The organism is uncultured Cyclobacterium sp. (assembly GCF_963976465.1).
GTDB lineage: Bacteria > Bacteroidota > Bacteroidia > Cytophagales > Cyclobacteriaceae > Cyclobacterium.
In genome coordinates this window covers 1-4,492 of record NZ_CAXBOC010000465.1, presented here as the reverse complement: position 1 = coordinate 4,492, position 4,492 = coordinate 1, and the positions used below count along the sequence as shown (strand labels likewise).

At 38.6% G+C, this 4,492-nt stretch carries 4 protein-coding genes; all 4 read right to left on the bottom strand.

The features are described 5' to 3' along the window. Nucleotides 1-37: 37 nt before the first annotated feature. On the bottom strand, nucleotides 38-1,207 hold the full coding sequence (locus tag AAC037_RS20360) for a porin (RefSeq protein ID WP_339905194.1): 1,170 nt from the start codon (nucleotides 1,205-1,207) through the stop codon (nucleotides 38-40). 102 nt (nucleotides 1,208-1,309) lie between these two features. Next, nucleotides 1,310-2,608 carry an ammonium transporter gene (gene amt / locus AAC037_RS20355; RefSeq protein ID WP_339905192.1) on the bottom strand — a complete coding sequence of 433 codons (1,299 nt, stop codon included), beginning with the start codon at nucleotides 2,606-2,608 and terminating at the stop codon, nucleotides 1,310-1,312. 497 nt (nucleotides 2,609-3,105) lie between these two features. Next, entirely contained in the window at nucleotides 3,106-4,074 is a 969-nt protein-coding gene (gene hemB / locus AAC037_RS20350; protein WP_339905190.1) for a porphobilinogen synthase, read from the bottom strand. A 73-nt stretch (nucleotides 4,075-4,147) separates the two neighbouring features. Beyond that, a partial coding sequence (locus AAC037_RS20345) for an HAD family phosphatase (RefSeq protein ID WP_339905188.1) occupies nucleotides 4,148-4,492 on the bottom strand: 345 nt, incomplete at its 5' end.

Here is a 4,492-nt window from a genome sequence, read left to right as displayed (position 1 = left end):
TCACTATGGCTTTTTAATTTTTGATTATGGTAAATTTTTAGAACGAAAAGACACCAGCTACCAAGAATGAAGCTAAATTTTTAGAGCTTTGATAATCATTGTTGATAAAGAAATCATCAGACATCATATCTAGCCTAGTTTCTGGAATAATAGTGAAGTTGTCGGTAATCTTGATGTTACCTGAAAGGGTGCCAGCTACTACTCTGCCATCACCCACGCCGTTTAAACCAACTACGCCATCCAGTCCATCATTGAATACTTTGAAATATTCCCCTCTTGCTCCAATGGAAAATTTATCAGAAGTGGCGAATTGTAGGTAACCGGCAACACCGTAGAAACCATAACCATCTCCTGAGGCATCCTGAATTGAAGAGCCGTTATACATTTGTCCGGCGGCGGTAGTGTTATAAGTGGTGTTTAGTCCTATATACATTGATTCTGTAACATCATAACCAGCGGTAAGGTCTATTTGGAAGGTGTTTCCCATTGAACTATTGCCAAAAGCTGATAAAGTGTTCATGTCAAGTTTGCCATCCTGATCTCCATACAATACATTTAGATAGGTGCCTCCGGCATCAGTAGCATAAGCCAATTGGCCACCCAATGTATATGATCCGTTAAAGTTAAATTCGGTCATGTCAGTAGGGTTCATTATAGCAGCCATAAAAGACCAGTTGTCAGATAGTTGAAAATCTGCTTTTAGACCTGTATGAGAGAATGGCCCATATGAAAACATATAAGATGTGGAATAATTGAAGTTTCCTGTTGGAGAAATTACCTCGTAACCCAAATAGGTGTTAAAGTTTCCCATGGTAAGCGTTACTGCATCACTCACATTGTAATACATGTAGAGTTGATTGACGATCTGAGAACTTCCTGCCATTCCTCCTGTGTACATTGGAGAACCAAAAACGGCATCTTCGCCTCTTGGCCCAAATACCAAGTCGGCTACAAATCCTACCTTTTCACCTTCATAAGTGGCAATTATATTGGCCATTCCTAGGGAAAAGCCAGGAAGGTTTGCAAATGAGGTGGCTGGTGCTTGGGCAGCATCTCCCTTGTTGGGTGCGTTAAGATTGCTTCTGAAATAAGCGTCAACTGATCCTGAAAGAGAAAATTTTGATGGCATTTCTTGTTCCTCTTGAGCAAGAATGAATGTTACAGGAATTAAAAAAAGTACAGTTAAGATAGTAAATAATTTTTTCATTTTGTTTTTGATTAAATTTGGGAAATGGGATAGTTTGAAGGGCCCTGCAATTTTTTAGAAACGGCAGGACCCTTAATTAATATAGTCTAGTCCTAATTTGATTTATTCGTCGTAGATGATGGTGTAACCTCTGATACCATGCTCGTGACTGTCCAGTCCAGATATTTCATGTTCTTCAGATACTCTTACTCCAATGGTTTTCTTCAATACGAAGAAGATGGCAAGGGCAGAAAAGAAGGCGACTACACCGCATATAGCGATTCCTGCCAATTGTGTTAGTATGGAGTGCTCTGGGTTGGTGGAAAAGATACCTACGGCTAAGGTTCCCCAAACCCCACAGGTTAGGTGAACAGATACAGCACCTACTACATCATCAAGTTTTAATTTATCCAAAAGTATGGCAGACAATACCACCAATATACCGGCAATAAAACCTACTAAAAGTGCAAATATTGGGTTGATCACGTCTGCTCCGGCCGTGATACCAACCAATCCGGCCAAGATTCCATTCAATACCATTCCTAGGTCAAGTCGCTTAAAGGCAATATAAGCAGCGAAGAAACCACCAAGCCCGCCCGCACAAGCTGCAAGCGATGTAGTAACAAGTACAAATGATACCAATCCCGGGTCAGCAGAAAGTACAGATCCACCATTAAAACCAAACCAACCTAACCAAAGCAAGAATACACCGATTACTGCCAAAGGAACACTAGATCCAGGCTTTTCAATAGTTTTACCGTTTACATATTTACCGATACGAGGTCCTACCATAATCACACCTGCCAAAGCACCCCATCCACCTACTGAGTGAACCAGTGTGGAGCCTGCGAAATCGTAAAAGCCCATGGCATCTAAGGCGCCTCCGCCCCATTTCCAGCTTCCGATGATTGGGTATACTAAACCTACAAAAATTACCGTGAAGATTAAATAAGACCAAAGTTTAACCCTCTCAGCAATAGCTCCCGATACGATAGTAGCGGCAGTAGCTGCAAACATGGCTTGGAAAAGGAAATCCGTCCAGTAAGTGTAGCCGGCATCCGCATAGTCAGCACTTACATCTACACTTCCGGGGTTAAACCAGAACATGCTCCAACCGGCCCCATCAAATCCAAACCAACCTGGTACGTCAAATCCGGGATACATTAGAAAAAATCCGAGTAAGCCATAAGACAATACACCTATTATAGGAGTAACAGTGTTTTTGAAAAGAATATTCACTGTGTTTTTAGCTTGACCAAAGCCAGCTTCTACACCAGCAAAACCGAGGTGCATAATGAATACAAGTGCCGTGGCTAGCATCATCCATACGTTGTTTGCTGTAAGGAGATTCTGAGTGATTGCATCGGCATAGTCAATTCCACTAGAACTGACTTGTAATAAAGGAGGTAAAATGTTTTTCATAAGAAACCTAGAATTAAAGGGTTACAGGTTAAACTTTCACTTATAATTTTATTTGAGACAAATTTAGGTAATTACTAGTCAAAAAAACAACTATAAAAATGAAGATATGTGTAAAAAACACAAAAGTCAGGTGTAATAAACACTTAAAAACAGGATTATTGTATTTAAAAATGTATAAAAGGGTTAAAAATACATCCTTTTAAAATCAGTAATAAAAATTTGCATTAATCGATTTAAGTAAATTTATATTCTGTAATTATCCCTAAACATCAGGTATAAATTCAATATAAATAAAAAAAGCCATCACTTATTTTAAATTAGTGATGGCTTGAATAATTTTTGGAGGAAGAAAAATAATTGTATTATTTCAACAATTAATTTATTTTCATTTTTTTTATAAAAAAGATATGAAAATTAACTTTTAAATATCAAAAACAATGAATTTTGATTTGTTTTGCAATAAAGATTGATAGTTGTTAAAGATTTTGTAGTGACGTTCATTCTTGTAAAAGAGCGAATTCTTTTGCGAAGTAAGTTAGTATAACTTTAGCACCGGCTCTTTTTATACTAAGTAATGATTCAGTCATGGCTCTTTCTCCGTCTAGCCAGCCATTGGCAGCAGATGCTTTGATCATTGCATATTCTCCACTCACATTATAAGCAGCTATCGGTAAAGGGAAATTGTCATGAAGGAGCTTGATTATGTCCAAATAAGCCAAAGCAGGCTTGACCATTAAGAAATCTGCCCCTTCTTCAAAATCCAATTGGCCCTCTATTAATGCTTCTTGGCTATTGGATGGATCCATTTGGTAGGTTTTTTTATCACCGGCTTTTGGGGCAGAGTCTAATGCATCTCTAAACGGGTTATAAAAAGCACTTGCATATTTTGCTGTATAAGACATAAGGGAGACATCTTGAAAGCCATTCTCATCAAGTAATCTTCTTAAATACCCGATTCGTCCATCCATCATGTCTGATGGGCCAATAATATCGGCTCCTGCTCTGGCTTGTGCCAAGCTCATTTTTCCTAGAACTTCAAGGGTTTCGTCATTGAGTATTTTTCCATCTTCAACCAGTCCGTCGTGCCCATCAATACTGTAGGGGTCCATGGCTACGTCTGTCATTACACATGCCTCAGGGAAGGTTTGCTTGATGGTGAAAAGGGCTTTAAGGTAAAAGGTATCTTCATTATAGCTTTCGGTTGCCCAACGATCCTTTTTTTCTTCCGAATAAGCAGGGAATATATCAAAGGTAGTGATGCCTAATCTCAGGCAACTTTCAATTTCTAGAAGCATTTGATCCAAAGAGTACCTGAAAATTCCCGGCATGGATTTTACAGGTACCTTTTGGTTGATTCCGTCAATTAAAAATAGTGGAAGAATTAAATCTTTGACAGATAGTCTTGTTTCTTCCACCAAAGCACGTATAGCAGGAGACTTCCTATTTCTTCTTGGTCTTCTTAACATGGCTTTATATAATTAGTGGTGCTGTTTTTTTAAATAATATTAATATTAAATGTGCTAAGCTTAATAGCAATTTTTAATTCATAAGTTCCCACACAGTCTCAAGGTTGATTTCAGAATAATCGTTGATGTACAATTGGCATGGAGGTAATTCTTCTTGCTTATGTGAAGAAAGTACCCCTATCACTTTCATTCCGGCATTTATTGCGGCAGTAACTCCTGAAAAAGAATCCTCAAAGACCAAACAGTTTTCGGGATTCACATTCAGTAATTTTGCCGACGTAAGGTAAACTTCTGGGTCTGGCTTATGGTTTTGAACATTTTCACTAGCCAGTATAGATTCCATTTTGGGGGCAAATTTGAGGGTGCCCATTATTAAGTCTAGATTGGCCCTTGGGGCAGAAGTAGCAACTCCTGTTCT